This is a genomic window from Luteimonas marina, assembly GCF_007859325.1.
Taxonomy (GTDB): domain Bacteria; phylum Pseudomonadota; class Gammaproteobacteria; order Xanthomonadales; family Xanthomonadaceae; genus Luteimonas; species Luteimonas marina.
In genome coordinates, this window is sequence record NZ_VOHK01000004.1 from 263896 (window position 1) to 277654 (window position 13759).

Consider the following 13759-nt stretch of genomic DNA (forward strand, 5'->3'; position numbering starts at 1 on the left):
ATCGCGCCCGGTGGCGCGCCCGCAACATCCACTCTCTTGCGACTGCGGGAACGGCTTCAGCCGCGACCGGCCTCGGGACCATTCTTCCAAGCGACAGTCGCGCCCGAATCCTGTCCTGGAAGATCGGCAGCATGAGCTCGCTACCCCGGACAGTTCCCCGGCCTTCCGGCCAGGACGCCTGGAGGTACCGGCCTTCTGCAGACAGCGTCGGGATCCGGGCTTGCGGCAGCAAGTTCATTGAATCGCAAGTCCCATCCGCAGGAGGACACTGCGGCCGATGCAAGGCGCGATGCCGCCACCTAGAATCGCACCGTGACCCTGCCCGACTACGACCTGCTCGACGAAGCCTCGCTGCGCGCCGCGGGCGGGCTGAAGTGGACCGCGTTTCCCGACTGCATCGGCGCCTTCGTCGCCGAGATGGATTTCGGCATCGCGCCGCCCGTCGCCGCCGCGCTGCAGGAGGCGGTCGCCGGCGGACGCACCGGATACCCGACGCCGGCGCTTTCGGCCGCGCTGTCGCAGGCCTGCGCGCAGTGGCAGGCGCAGCGCCACGGCTGGCGGGTCGATCCCGCCCGCATCCACGCCGTCGGCGACGTGCTCGGCGCGCTGGAGATCGTGCTGCAGCACTTCGCGCCGGCGAAGACGCCGGTGGTGCTGCCGACGCCGGCCTACATGCCGTTCAAGCCGCTGCTGGAACTGCACGGGCACCGCGTGATCGAAGTGCCGCACCGGCTGTCCGACGGCGCCTGGCACATGGACCTGGACGCGATCGACGACGCCCTCGCCGGCGGCGCCGGACTGGTGCTGCTGTGCAATCCGCAGAACCCGCTGGGGCGCGTGTTCGGGCAGGACGAACTGCGCGCGCTGTCCGAGGTGGTCGAGCGCCGCGGTGCGCGCGTTTTCTCCGACGAGATCCACGCGCCGCTGGTCTACGCCGGGCATCGCCACGTGCCCTACGCGAGCGTGTCCGACGCGGCGGCCCGGCATGTGGTCACCGCGGTGTCGGCGTCGAAGGGCTGGAACCTCGCCGGGCTCAAGTGTGCGCAGCTGGTGCTGGGCAACGACGACGACCTCGCGCGCTGGCGGCGCATGGCGCTGTTCGCCGGGCACGGCGTGGCGGGCCTGGGAATGATCGCCTCGATCGCGGCGTATCGCGACGGCGGCCCGTGGCTGGAGCACGTGTTGCGCTACCTGCAGCGCAACCGCGCGCTGCTGGCGGAGTGGATGGCCGCACACTGGCCGCAGGCCGAGTTCGTCGAGCCGCAGGGCACCTACCTCGCCTGGATCGACGGCCGCGGTCTGCCCCTGCCCGGTGACGCTGCGCCTGCCGCGTTCTTCCGCAGGCATGCGCGGGTCGCGCTCACCGACGGCCGCGAATGCGGCGAGGCCGGTACCGGCTTCGTGCGCCTGAATTTCGCGATGCCGCGGCCCGTGCTGCGGGAGGCGCTGGCGCGGATGGGGGATGCAGTCGAGGGATTGGCGGGCGGGCGGCCTGGGTGAGGGCGGTGACGGTGGGGTCACGCCAAGGCTTCGGCTGGCCCCCACCCCAGCCCTCCCCCACAGGCGGGGAGGGAGCAAGCGCGAGCAAGCTTCCCGCTCCCGACAAAAACACTTCAAAAATGCCGGAACCCCGCCGAAGCCGGCCGCCAGACGCTGCCCTCCGGCCGGATCGCGCAAACGCCCTCTCCTGGCTCGATCAACCCGATCCGCGCCGCGGCGACGCCCCCGTCGGCATCGGCCAGCGCCTGTACCACGTCATCGCGCCGCCCGGCAGGCGCGGTGAAGCAAAGCTCGTAGTCGTCGCCGCCGGTCGCCTGCCACGGCCAGCGCTGCTCCGGCCGGAAGCGCGCCAGCGCCGGCGACGCCGGCAGCGCCTCGACGTCGACCCGGGCACCGGTGCCGCTGGCCGCGCAGACGTGGCCGAGGTCGGCCAGCAGGCCGTCGGACACGTCGATGCAGGCGCTGGCGATGCCCGCCAGCGCGCGCCCGGCCTCGACCCGCGGCGTCGGGCGGTCGAGCCGCGCACGCAGCGCGCGATCGGACACGGCGCCGGCGCGCATCGCCGCCAGCGCTGCGGCGGCATCACCGAGCGTGCCGGTCACCCAGATGTCGTCGCCCTCGCACGCGCCGTCGCGACGCAGCGCCCTGCCCGGTTCGACGAAACCGTGTGCGGTCACGCAAACCGATAGCGGCCCGCGCGTGGTGTCGCCGCCGACCAGCGCGACGCCGTGCTTCGCCGCGAGCTCCAGGAAGCCGTCGAGGAAGCCGTCGAGCCACGCCGCGTCCGCCTGCGGCAACGACAGCGACAGCGTGCACCACGCCGGCTGCGCGCCCATCGCGGCGAGGTCGGACAGGTTCACCGCCAGCGCCTTCCAGCCGATGTCGGCGGCGGCCGTGTCGGGCGGGAAGTGCACGCCGGCGTTGAGCGTGTCCATCGCGACGACGAGCTGGCGATCCGCCGGCACCTGCAGCAGCGCGGCATCGTCGCCGATGCCCAGCACCACGTCATCGCGCGTCGCCGCGCGGTCGCGGATGCGGGCGATCAGGTCGAATTCCATGCATTCCCCACCAAAATGATGGTTGTCATTCCGAGCGGAGCGAAGAATCTGCTCCCAACCAAGGCGAACAGCGCAGAAGCAGATTCCTCGCTATGCTCGGAATGACACCTTTTGAAGGACCCTAGGTCCGCTGCGCCTGCACTTCCGCCGCGCGCCACTGCGCCGCGGCGTGGTCGAGCACGCCGTTGACGTAGGTGTGCCCGTGCTCGGAGCCGAAGCGCTTGACCGTCTTCAGCGCCTCGTCGATCACCACGCGGTAGGGCACGTCCAGCCGGTGCTGCAGTTCGTAGGCGGCGATGCGCAGCATCGCGCGCTCGATCGGGTCGACCTCGTCGATGCTGCGGTCGAGGAAGGGTTCGAGCGAGGCATCGAGCGCCTTGCGGTGGCTGCCGACGCCGCGCACGAGATCCTCGAAGTACTCGAGGTCGGCGACTTCGTGCGCCTGCTCGTGCGCGAACTGGGCGATGGCGTTCTTCGCGTCCACGCCGGACAGCTGCATGGCGTACACCGCCTGCAGCGCGCGCCGGCGCGAGCGCGTGCGCGCGACCGGGTCGATGCCGTCGCGGCGCTGCGGCCCGCGGCTCACGACAGCTTCTCCAGCAGGTCCACCATCTCGATCGCCACCAGCGCGCACTCCTCGCCCTTGTTGCCGTGGCTGCCGCCGGCGCGGCGTTCGGCGTCCTCGTGGACATCGACCGCGAGCACGCCGTTGGCCACCGGCACGCCGAAGTCCAGCGACACCCGCATCAGGCCCTCGCTGCAGCCGTCGGCCACCTGCTCGAAATGGCGGGTGTCGCCGCGCACCACGCAGCCCAGCGCGACGATGGCGCCGTGCGCGCCGCGCTCGGCCAGCCGCCGCGCCGCCAGCGGGATTTCCCAGGCGCCGGGCACGCGCACCACGTCGACCGCCGCCTCGGCCACGCCGTGGTCGGCGAAGGCCTGGCGCGCGCCGGCCACCAGCGCGTCGGTGATGCGCGGGTTCCAGCGGCTGGCGATGATCGCGAAGCGCACGCCCTCGGGGGCGCGCAGGTCGCCTTCGTGGTGGCTCATGCCGGGAAGTTTCCGGGGTGGGGGCTGGAATTCTACCGCGTGGGGCGGAAGCGGCGTTTTCCGACGCCTTCCCCCCGTCCGCGGAGAGGGGCCGGGGTGGGGGCAAGCCCGCGAAACGCTACGGCGTCACGTACTCCACGATTTCCAACCCGAAGCCGGCCAGCCCGACCTGCCTGCGCGGCGTGCCCAGCGCGCGCAGCCGGCCGTAGCCGAGCTCATGCAGGATCTGCGCGCCGGCGCCGTTGCGCCGCCATTCGCCGACCGTGCCGCCCTTGGCGACCCGCGGCGCCACGGCCTGCGGGTCGCGGATGCGCGCGAGCAGCGCGTCCGGATCGTGCGGTTCGTCGAGCAGCACCAGCGCGCCCTCGCCTTCCGCCGCCAGCCGCGCCAGCACGTCGAAGGTGGCGGGCCCGAAGTCGCCGCGCCGCCAGTGCAGCGCATCGGCCAGCGGATTGAGCGACTGCACCCGCACCAGCGCGGGTCGCGTGGCGTCGGGCGTGCCGCGGACCAGGGCGAAATGCAGCGCGCAGTCCAGGCGGTCGCGATAGATGACCAGGCGGAAGGCACCGTGCGGCGTCTCGATGTCGCGCTCGTCGACGCGTTCGACGGTGTGCTCGGTCGCCAGCCGGTGGCGGATCAGGTCCTCGATCGAACCGATCTTCAGCCCGTGCTCGCGTGCGAACACCTCCAACTGCGGACGGCGCGCCATGCTGCCGTCGGGATTGAGGATCTCGACCAACACGCCGGCCGCTTCCAGCCCGGCGAGCCGCGCGAGGTCGGCGGCGGCCTCGGTGTGGCCGCTGCGCGCGAGCACGCCGCCCGGATCGGCCATCAGCGGGAAGATGTGGCCGGGCTGCGACAGGTCGGACGCGGTCGCGTCCGGGCGCACCGCGGTGCGGATGGTATGCGCGCGGTCGTGCGCGGAGATGCCGGTGGTCACGCCCTCCGCCGCCTCGATGCTGACGGTGAAGTTGGTGCGGTGGCGCGAGGTGTTGGACTGCACCATCGGCGGCAGTCCGAGCTGGCGGCAGCGTTCGCGGGTCAGCGACAGGCACACCAGTCCGCGCGCGTGGGTGACCATGAAGTTGATGTCCGAGGGACGCACGCATTCGGCGGCCATGATCAGGTCGCCCTCGTTCTCGCGGTCCTCGTCGTCGACGATCACGACCATGCGGCCGTTGCGGATCTCCTCCAGCAGTTCGGGAACCGGCGCGAAACTCATGCCCGGGCCTCCACTTCGCGCGCCGACAGCAGCCGCTCGACGTGGCGCGCCAGCAGGTCCACCTCGATGTTCACCACGTCGCCGCGCGCGGCCTGCGAGAACCCGGTGTGCGCCAGCGTATGCGGCACCAGCGCCACCTCGAAGCCGTGCGGCGACACCGCGTTGACCGTCAGGCTGACGCCGTCGACGCAGATCGAGCCCTTCAGCGCGATGTATTTCAGCAACTGCTCCGGGGCGAAGAACGTCCAGCGCTGGGCACCGGTATCGTCCTCGATGCCGGTCACCGCGCCGACGCCGTCGACGTGACCGCTGACCAGGTGCCCGCCGAGCCGGTCGCCGAGCCGCAGCGCGCGTTCGAGGTTGAGCGCGCGGTCAATGGGCAGCGTGCCCAGCGTGGTCAGCGACAGCGTCTCGGCCGAGACATCGGCCTCGAAATGCGTGGCGTCGAACGCCACCACCGTCAGGCACACGCCGTTGACGGCGATGCTTTCGCCGAGCGCGACGTCGCCGGCCGGCAGCGTGCCGAACGCGATGCGCACGCGCGCATCGTCATCGCGCGCCTCGCGCGACGCCAGCGCGCCGACTCCCTCGATCAATCCCGTGAACATGGTCCGTTTCCCGCATGGCGGCAAACGCCCGCAGGGCGCGATGCACGCGCGGCGCGGCCGCGCATGGTCGTCTTCTTCCATCCGGACTGTGACCGTCGGCTCCGGCATCTCACCGGATCTGCTGACCCTGCGACGGGCAGGCCGCCGCAGGCGCTCGCGGGCTCGTGGATGCGCCTTGCGACGATCCACCTACCGCCGGTGGGGAATTCCGCCCCGCCCTGAAGACATCTGCATGGTGTGTGGTGCCGGCCGCGGCCGGCGCGCGCATTCTACCGCAGCGGCCCGGGGCAGGCCGCGTCCGCCCAATGGCCCTGCAAGGTCCATCGCCAACGCCATCCCGAACGCGAATGTCATCCCTGAACTTGTCATCCCGAGCGCAGCGAGGGATCTACTGTCCGACGTCGAAAGGCAAGATCCCTCGCTGCGCTCGGGATGACAAGTTCAGGGCTGGCGAGTTCAGGCAATACAAGTTCAGGCAGTAGCAGATCCTTCGCGGAACCTGCCCCGGGGCATGGCCGAAGGGCTCGGAACGACAGGCTCAGTCTTCCGGTTGCCGGGACCTCGACAGCCATTGGCCGCCGGCAGGCGGGTCCCGCCGCCGGTAGCCCTCCAGCACCGCGTCGATGATCCGCGTGGTGCGCGCCCCCGACATCCCGGTCGACGGACACCGCCCCTCGCCGCGCAACTCGGCGACGAGGGTCTCCACCAGCGGCAGCTGGATGTGCTGCGGATTGGCGATGTCGAAACGCTGCGTGCCATCCGCGCCCTCGAGTTCGACCGGCACCTCGTCGAAGGTAGCGAAGCGCAGCAGGCCGCGGTCGCCGCTGATCTCGACCTCGTCGCGGCGCGCATCGCTGCAGAAGCACCAGTCGCCCTCGCCGCGCACGCCGCCATCGAACGCGAACGCCATCGCCACCGTGTCCTCGGCCGGATAGGCGCCGGACACCGACGCCGCACGGCCCGACACGTCCACGATCGGCCCGAACAGGAAATCCAGCAGGTCCAGCGCGTGGCTGCCGAGGTCGACGAACAGTCCGCCGCCGGCGACCTCCGGACGCACGCGCCACGGCAGCGCGGCGCCATCGGTATAGCGCGGGTCGAGCGGCCGGTGCAGGACCACGCGCACCCGCCGCGGCGTGCCGATGGCGCCCGCGGCCAGCAGCTCGCGCACCTTCAGGAAGCGCGGCAGCGCGCGCCGGTAGTAGGCCACGAACAGCGGCATCCCGGTCGCGCGGCTGGCCTCGAGCATCGCCTCGCACTCGCCGGCGTCGAGCGCCATCGGCTTCTCGACATAGACCGGCTTGCCGGCGCGCATCGCGGCGATCGCGTACTGCGCATGGGTCGACGGCGGCGTCGCCACGTAGACCGCATCGACCCCGGGATCGTGGATCAGCGCATCGGCATCGTCGTACCAGCGCGGCACGCCGTGGCGCCGCGCATAGTCCTGGGCCTTGCGGCCGTCGCGACGCATCACCGCCGCCAGCGACGAACCGCGCGCCTGCTGCAGCGCGGGGCCGCTCTTGACCTCGGTGACGTCGCCGCAGCCGACGATGCCCCAGCGCAGGCTCATGGCTTCCTCCGCGCGTGCACGAACATCGGCCACTGCAGGTGGCGCGTGGCCGCGGGATCGCCCCACGCGCGCGCGATCGCGTCCGCGTGCTGCGCGACGGGATCGATGCCGGTCGCCTCGCGGAAGCGCCGCGTCGCCGAATAGCTGGAGAAGTAGCCCAGCAGGCGCGGCAGCGGCCAGTCGGCGCGCAGGGTCCAGCGCGGCGCATCGATGGCGGGGAACGGCCATGCGTAGCCGGCGTAGGCCGCGTCGACCTGCGCGCGTTCCGGCGGCCAGTACGGGCGGATGTCGGCGGCGAACGCACCGACCGCATCGCCCAGTTCGTCCGGCACTTCGATGTCCTGGTAGCCCCACGCCAGCAGCACGCCGCCCGGGCGCAGCACCCGCGCGCATTCGGCGAAGTAGCGGTCGCGGTCGAACCAGTGCAGCGCCTGCGCGACGCAGGCCGCATCGGCGCAGGCGTCGGGCAGGCTGCACTGCTCGGCCGGTTCGACGGCGAAGATCACGTTCGCGGGCGCGCGGGCGCGCGCGATCTGTTCGGCGCTGGGATCGGTGGCGTGGACCTGCGCGAAACGCGGCGCCAGTCCGCGCGTGGCCTGGCCGCTGCCGCAGCCGGCTTCCCAGGCCAGTCCGCGTGTGGGGAGGACGGATGCGATCCAGTCGAACAGCGCCGCGGGATATTCCGGGCGCGCGTCGGCGTACGCGCCCGCAACCGCCGAGAAGTGGTCCTTGAACATCGCCTGCCCCATCGCGCCACCTTACCCGATGGCAAGGCCGACGGCCTGCGACACAGGTCGCCTTCCGATGCGTCTATGCAGTGCGCGGATGCAGCAGCAGCCGCAGGTCGTCGCCGATGCGGCGGGTCTCGACCATGCGCATCTGCAGCCGCTGCGCCATCTCGGTGAAGCCGAGGCCGCCGAACAGGGGGCGCGCGGTGTCGCCCAGCACCACCGGCGCCACGTACAGCAGCAGTTCGTCGACCAGGCCCGCCATGAGCAGCGCGCCGGCCAGCGTCGCGCCGGTCTCGACGTGCACGTCGTTGACCTCGCGCTGCGCGAGCAGGGCCAGCACCGCCTGCAGGTCGAACTTTCCGCCCTTGACCGGAACCGCCGCGCGATCCGCGGCCAGTTCGCGCGGCGGCTTGGCGTCGGGCGCGTGCAGGTACAGCGTCGGCGCATCGCCCTCGCGCACCTTGCCGCGCGCGACGGTGGCGAGCCCGGGATCGAGCACCACGCGCAGCGGCGCGACGAATTCCCGCGGCTCGTCGAAGCGCACGGTCAGCGAGGGATCGTCGGCCAGCACCGTGCCGGCGCCGGTCAGGATCGCCCCGGCGCGCGCGCGCCAGCGCATCACGTCGGCGCGCGAGGCTTCGCCGCTGATCCACTTCGAATCGCCACTCGCCATCGCGGTGCGGCCGTCGAGGCTGCAGGCCAGCTTGACCCGCACCCACGGCCGCCCGCGCTCGATCCGCGACAGGAAGCCGTTGTTGAGCGTGCGCGCCTGCGCTTCCATCAGCCCGACGCCGACGTCGATGCCGGCGTCGCGCAGCCTGGCGAAGCCGCGGCCGTCGACTTTCGGAAACGGATCGCGCATCGCCGCGACCACGCGCGACACGCCGGCGGCGACCAGCGCGTCCGCGCAGGGTCCGGTGTTGCCGACGTGCGCGCAGGGTTCCAGCGTGACGTAGGCGGTCGCGCCCTTCGCGCGCTCGCCCGCCGCCTGCAGCGCGAACACCTCCGCGTGCGGCCCGCCCTTGCGCTGGTGCCAGCCTTCGCCGACCACCTCGTCGCCGCGCGCGATCACGCAGCCGACCATGGGATTGGGCTTGGTGGTGTACGCCCCGCATTCGGCCAGGCGCAGGGCGCGGGCCATCATGGCGTGGTCGGTGGGGCTGAAATCCGTCATGTCATTTCCGTTCCAATCGCGACACCACCCGCTGCGAACTGCCGGCAATCGCTGAAACGAGCCTGCACAGGAAGCAAGCCCATAGAGAATGTCATTCCGAGCGAAGCGAGGAATCTGCTTCTGTGGCCCTTGAGTCGACGGGAAGCAGATTCCTCGCTTCGCTCGGAATGACAGGGTCTGGTTTCAGGTCGCTGAACCGGGAAACTCCCGGGACCACCGCGTTTCTGACGCCAGCGCCCAGCCCGCATCAGCGCTTCTTGCCCTTCCCCGCCGGCTTCCCGAACGGCACCACGTCGCCGCCGCCGAGCAGCGGCAGCTGGCCTTCGCCCGGCAGGTCGCGTTCGAGCCGGTCGAGTTCCTCGCGGAAGTCGGTGATGTCCTCGAACGAGCGGTAGACCGAGGCGAAGCGCACGAAGCCGACGTGGTCGAGCTTGCGCAGTTCGGCGATCACGAATTCGCCGACGCGGCGCGACTGGATCTCGCGCTCGGTCGTCATCCGCAACTGGTGCACCACCGCGCGCACCGCCGCCTCGATCTGCTCCTCGGACACCGGGCGCTTGTGCAGCGCGCGGTCCATGCTGATGCGCAGCTTGCGCGCGTCGAACGGCTCGCGCCGGCCGTCACCCTTGATGATCACCGGCAACTTCAGCTCGATGGTCTCGAGCGTGCTGAAACGCTCGCCGCAGGCCTCGCACTCGCGCCGACGCCGGATCGTCGCGCCGTCTTCCGACGCGCGCGAGTCGATGACCTTGGTGTCCTGATGCTGGCAGAAGGGGCAGTGCATGAAGAGCAGTGATTCGTGATTCGTGATTGGTGGTCTGTGGTTGATGGTTGGTAGTTGGAAATTGGTGATGCAGGAACTTGATCCGGATAAGGCGCTTTTCGCCCTTACCGAATCACCGATCACCAATTACCAATCACCGCTTTTCAGCCATACACCGGAAACTCCCGGCACTGCTTCGTCACGTTCTCGCGCACCGTCGCCAGCACGCCCTCGTCTTCCGGGGCATCCAGCACGTCGCAGATCCAGTTCGCCAGGGCGACGCAGTCGGCCTCGCCATAGCCGCGCGTGGTCACCGCGGGGGTGCCGATGCGCAGGCCGGAGGTGACGAAGGGTTTCTGCGGGTCGTTGGGCACCGCATTCTTGTTCACGGTGATGTGCGCCTTGCCCAGCGCTTCCTCGGCGGCCTTGCCGGTGATCGGCTTGCCGATCATGTCGACCAGCATCAGGTGGTTCTCGGTCCCGCCGGAGACGATCTTGTAGCCGCGCGCGATGATGGTCTTCGCCATCGCCTGCGCGTTCTTCACCACCTGCGCCTGGTAGGCCTTGAATTCAGGCTCCAGCGCCTCCTTGAACGCCACCGCCTTGGCGGCGATGACGTGCATCAGCGGGCCGCCCTGGATGCCGGGGAAGACGATGCTCTGCAGCTTCTTGGTGATGTCGGCGAAGGCCTCGCCCGCGCCCTGTTCGCTGGCGACGATGATGCCGCCGCGCGGGCCGCGCAGGGTCTTGTGGGTGGTCGAGGTGACCACATGCGCGTGCGGCACCGGGTTCGGGTACACGCCGGCGGCGACCAGGCCGGCCACGTGCGCCATGTCGACGAACAGCAGCGCGCCGACCTTGTCGGCGATGGCGCGGAAGCGCGCCCAGTCGATCTTCTGCGAGTACGCGCTGAAGCCGGCCACGACCATCTTCGGCCTGTGCTCCAGCGCCAGCTTCTCGACTTCGTCGTAGTCGATCAGGCCGTCGTCGTTCACGCCGTACTGCACGGCGTTGAACAGCTTGCCCGAGGCGTTGACCTTGGCGCCGTGGGTCAGGTGGCCGCCGTGGGCCAGCGACATGCCGAGGATGGTGTCGCCCGGCTGCAGCAGGGCGAAGTAGACGGCCTGGTTGGCCTGCGAGCCGGAATGCGGCTGCACGTTGGCGTACATTCCTTCCGTGGAGCCCGCCCCGAACAGCTGCTTCAGGCGATCGATGGCCAACTGCTCGGCCACGTCCACGTACTCGCAGCCGCCGTAGTAGCGCTTGCCCGGGTAGCCTTCGGCGTACTTGTTGGTCAGCTGGCTGCCCTGCGCCTCCATCACCCGGGGGCTGCAGTAGTTTTCCGACGCGATCAGCTCGACGTGGTCTTCCTGGCGGCGGACCTCGGACGCGATCGCCGCGGCGAGTTCGGGGTCGTAGCCTTCGATACGGGCATCGCGGGAAAACATCGGCACTCCGGGGAAAGGGGGACGCCCGGGATTGTACCCGCCTGGCCTCGGGGGGCGACGGGCGGCGGCTGGCCCCCACCCCAGCCCTCCCCCGCCTGCGGGGGAGGGCTGGGGTGGGGGCCACCAGCGCGCGGCGCAGCACCACGAAAAAAGGCGCGCCCCCGGGGCGCGCCTTTCCGTCGATCCCGCAACTGCCGGTCAGCGGTGCAGGATCAGGTCCGCGATCAGGCCGGTGGCGATCGCGACCAGCAGGTAGTCGCCATAGTCGTCGCGCATCCAGCGGTAGCCGCGCGGCGGGTGGCGCAGGCCGTAGCCGCGATAGTCGTTCACCACGTAGATCGGGCGCTGGTAGTGGTGGACATAGCCGCCCCGCGCCCAGCGCGGCGGTGCGACGTAGCGCGGCGCCGGATGGTAGTGGCGGACGACCGGACGGTGGTGCACCACCCGGACCGGCGCGCGGTAGGCGCGGCCGTAGGCGTAGTCGCGCCTGCCGTCGCGATGGTCGCGCCGATCATGGCGGCGGTCATGGCGGTAATCGCGGCGATCGTCCCGGCGCGCCTCGCGATGGTCGCGGCGGTCATCCCGGCGCTCATGGTCGCGATGATGGCCATGACCCTGGCGGCCGCGACGGTCATTGTCGGCGAATACGGGCGCGGCGACGGTTGCCAGCGCCAGCGCAAGGGCGGTTCCCCACTTCAGCTTCAGGTTCATGGCGTCCTCCGATGGATCCTGTCTGCGCCCCCGCTCCCCGGGATGGCGTGGGATCGACTATCCACCCGCGAGCCTGAATCGCGACTCCCTGCAACCGTTTGCAGGGAGGCCGCGCTCACGCGTGTTTAACGACTGCTCAGCGAGGCCGCGCGGGCACGAACCGCTATAATCCAGCGGATCCCGATCCACCCTTCCCCGCCGGTCCGCGCCCTCCGCGCGGGTCTCGGTCGCGTGCAACCCGGAGCCCCCATGTCGTCGCAGTACATCTACACCATGAACCGCGTGTCCAAGGTGGTCCCGCCCAAGCGGCAGATCATCAAGGACATCTCCCTGAGCTTCTTCCCCGGCGCCAAGATCGGCCTGCTGGGCCTGAACGGCGCCGGCAAGTCGACCGTGCTCAAGATCATGGCCGGCGTCGACCAGGACTTCGAGGGCGAGGCCCGCCCGCAGGCCGGGATCAAGGTCGGCTACCTGCCGCAGGAGCCGCAGCTCGACCCCGACAAGACCGTGCGCGAAGCGGTCGAGGAAGGCGTGGGCGAGGTGCTGCAGGCGCAGGCCGCGCTCGACGCCGTGTACGCCGCCTACGCCGAGGAAGGCGCCGATTTCGACGCCCTGGCCAAGGAGCAGGAGCGGCTGGAGGCGATCCTCGCCGCCGGCGACGCGCACACGCTGGAGAACCAGCTGGAAGTCGCCGCCGACGCGCTGCGCCTGCCGCCGTGGGACGCGAAGATCGGCAAGCTCTCCGGCGGCGAGAAGCGCCGCGTGGCGCTGTGCCGCCTGCTGCTGCAGAAGCCGGACATGCTGCTGCTCGACGAACCCACCAACCACCTCGACGCCGAGTCGGTGGAATGGCTGGAGCAGTTCCTGGCCCGCTATACCGGCACCGTGGTCGCCGTGACCCATGACCGCTACTTCCTCGACAACGCCGCCGAGTGGATCCTCGAGCTCGACCGCGGCCGCGGCATCCCGTGGAAGGGCAACTACACCGAGTGGCTGGTGCAGAAGGACGAGCGCCTGAAGCAGGAAGAGAACCAGGAGAAGGCGCGGCAGAAGGCGATCCAGAAGGAACTGGAATGGTCGCGCCAGAACGCCAAGGGCGGCCGCTCCAAGGGCAAGGCGCGCCTGGCGCGGCTCGACGAACTGCAGTCGGTCGACTACCAGAAGCGCAACGAAACCAACGAGATCTTCATCCCGCCGGGCGAGCGCCTGGGGCAGAAGGTCATCGAGTTCAAGAACGTCAGCAAGAAGTTCGGCGACCGCCTGCTGATCGACGACCTGAGCTTCGTGGTGCCCGCCGGCGCGATCGTCGGCATCATCGGCCCCAACGGCGCCGGCAAGTCGACCCTGTTCAGGATGATCACCGGGCAGGAGAAGCCCGACTCGGGCAGCATCGAGATGGGCCCGACCGTGCAGCTGGCCTACGTCGACCAGAGCCGCGACGCGCTGGAGGGCGACAAGACGGTGTTCGAGGAAGTCTCCGGCGGGCTCGACATCCTCGACATCAACGGCATCGAGATCCAGTCGCGCGCCTACATCGGCCGCTTCAACTTCAAGGGCCAGGACCAGCAGAAGCGCGTGGGCTCGCTGTCGGGCGGCGAACGCGGCCGCCTGCACATGGCCAAGACCCTGCTGCAGGGCGGCAACGTGCTGCTGCTCGACGAACCGTCCAACGACCTCGACATCGAGACCCTGCGCGCGCTGGAAGACGCGCTGCTGGAGTTCCCCGGCAACACCTTCGTGATCTCGCACGACCGCTGGTTCCTGGACCGCATCGCCACCCACATCCTCGCCTTCGAGGGCGACAGCCACGTGGAGTTCTTCCAGGGCAACTACCGCGAGTACGAGGAAGACAAGAAGCGGCGCATGGGCGACGACGCCGGTCCGAAGCGGCTGCGGTTCAAGGCGTTGAAGTGAGGCAGGCACT

At 70.5% G+C, this 13759-nt stretch carries 13 protein-coding genes and 1 riboswitch; of the genes, 2 read left to right on the top strand and 11 right to left on the bottom strand.

Annotated features, from left to right (window positions below; all coding sequences use genetic code 11):
* Positions 1-312 precede the first annotated feature (312 nt).
* Positions 313-1500 carry a MalY/PatB family protein gene (locus FQY83_RS10495; protein WP_238333463.1) on the top strand — a complete coding sequence of 396 codons (1188 nt, stop codon included), beginning with the start codon at positions 313-315 and terminating at the stop codon, positions 1498-1500.
* A 113-nt stretch (positions 1501-1613) separates the two neighbouring features.
* On the opposite strand, the gene thiL is transcribed toward FQY83_RS10495, so the two are convergent.
* From thiL to FQY83_RS10550, 11 genes are all read right to left on the bottom strand, one after another.
* Positions 1614-2558 carry a thiamine-phosphate kinase gene (gene thiL / locus FQY83_RS10500; RefSeq protein WP_146387752.1) on the bottom strand — a complete coding sequence of 315 codons (945 nt, stop codon included), beginning with the start codon at positions 2556-2558 and terminating at the stop codon, positions 1614-1616.
* A gap of 121 nt (positions 2559-2679) precedes the next feature.
* Positions 2680-3144, bottom strand: coding sequence for a transcription antitermination factor NusB (gene nusB, locus FQY83_RS10505; protein WP_146387754.1), 465 nt, complete (start codon positions 3142-3144; stop codon positions 2680-2682).
* Positions 3141-3608, bottom strand: a complete 468-nt coding sequence (gene ribH / locus FQY83_RS10510; protein WP_146387756.1) for a 6,7-dimethyl-8-ribityllumazine synthase — start codon at positions 3606-3608, stop codon at positions 3141-3143. The genes nusB and ribH overlap by 4 nt, the downstream gene beginning before the upstream one ends.
* 118 nt (positions 3609-3726) lie before the next feature.
* Positions 3727-4830, bottom strand: coding sequence for a 3,4-dihydroxy-2-butanone-4-phosphate synthase (ribB, locus tag FQY83_RS10515; RefSeq protein ID WP_146387758.1), 1104 nt, complete (start codon positions 4828-4830; stop codon positions 3727-3729).
* Complete coding sequence (locus FQY83_RS10520) at positions 4827-5438, bottom strand: riboflavin synthase (protein ID WP_146387760.1); 612 nt, start codon at positions 5436-5438, stop codon at positions 4827-4829. Before FQY83_RS10520 ends, ribB begins: the two co-directional genes overlap by 4 nt.
* 65 nt (positions 5439-5503) lie before the next feature.
* Positions 5504-5668, bottom strand: a riboswitch (FMN riboswitch).
* A gap of 308 nt (positions 5669-5976) precedes the next feature.
* Positions 5977-7008 carry a Gfo/Idh/MocA family protein gene (locus tag FQY83_RS10525; protein ID WP_146387762.1) on the bottom strand — a complete coding sequence of 344 codons (1032 nt, stop codon included), beginning with the start codon at positions 7006-7008 and terminating at the stop codon, positions 5977-5979.
* A complete protein-coding gene (locus tag FQY83_RS10530) occupies positions 7005-7745 on the bottom strand; it encodes a class I SAM-dependent methyltransferase (protein ID WP_158636482.1) in 741 nt (246 codons plus the stop codon). Before FQY83_RS10530 ends, FQY83_RS10525 begins: the two co-directional genes overlap by 4 nt.
* 73 nt (positions 7746-7818) lie before the next feature.
* Positions 7819-8913: a bifunctional diaminohydroxyphosphoribosylaminopyrimidine deaminase/5-amino-6-(5-phosphoribosylamino)uracil reductase RibD gene (ribD, locus tag FQY83_RS10535; RefSeq protein WP_146387767.1), complete on the bottom strand. Its 1095-nt coding sequence runs from the start codon at positions 8911-8913 to the stop codon at positions 7819-7821.
* Positions 8914-9160: 247 nt separating this feature from the next.
* The gene (gene nrdR, locus FQY83_RS10540; protein ID WP_146387769.1) at positions 9161-9697 is read right to left on the bottom strand and encodes a transcriptional regulator NrdR; all 537 of its coding nucleotides are present in this window, start codon (positions 9695-9697) and stop codon (positions 9161-9163) included.
* A gap of 143 nt (positions 9698-9840) precedes the next feature.
* Complete coding sequence (gene glyA / locus FQY83_RS10545; protein ID WP_146387771.1) at positions 9841-11124, bottom strand: serine hydroxymethyltransferase; 1284 nt, start codon at positions 11122-11124, stop codon at positions 9841-9843.
* A gap of 198 nt (positions 11125-11322) precedes the next feature.
* Entirely contained in the window at positions 11323-11835 is a 513-nt protein-coding gene (locus FQY83_RS10550; protein ID WP_146387773.1) for an RcnB family protein, read from the bottom strand.
* Between the two features lie 249 nt (positions 11836-12084).
* On the opposite strand from FQY83_RS10550, the gene ettA reads away from it, so the two are divergent.
* The gene (ettA, locus tag FQY83_RS10555; RefSeq protein WP_146387775.1) at positions 12085-13749 is read left to right on the top strand and encodes an energy-dependent translational throttle protein EttA; all 1665 of its coding nucleotides are present in this window, start codon (positions 12085-12087) and stop codon (positions 13747-13749) included.
* Positions 13750-13759: the final 10 nt, after the last annotated feature.